The sequence below is a fragment of the Chryseobacterium sp. SIMBA_029 genome (assembly GCF_046535275.1).
Classification (GTDB): domain Bacteria; phylum Bacteroidota; class Bacteroidia; order Flavobacteriales; family Weeksellaceae; genus Chryseobacterium.
The window spans coordinates 1-250 of record NZ_JAWRXA010000650.1; the positions used below are offsets into that span (position 1 = coordinate 1).

Annotated in this window: 1 pseudogene; it reads right to left on the reverse strand. The window is 37.6% G+C overall.

Going from position 1 to position 250, the window contains the following annotated elements:
- A pseudogene (locus SB679_RS25575) lies at positions 1–250 on the reverse strand (hypothetical protein); the annotation flags it as partial.

Consider the following 250-nt stretch of genomic DNA (forward strand, 5'->3'; position numbering starts at 1 on the left):
GGATGCTTGATTGTTTCCAGCTCAGTTTTTGTTTTAACAATTTGTGCCTGATAGGTATCAATTGTTGCAGCGTTGGTTTCCTTTTTTATGCTGCTTTCCAGTACAGTTATCTGATGGCTTAATGCCTCAATACTTTTAGCTTCTTCAGAATTATAGCTGCTAAATACAGGAATAAAGAAAAGAATAACAAGAGCAGTCATTGCCACAAGTGTTTTCCTTGCCTTACCCGCTTTTTCCATAGGTTCAGTAG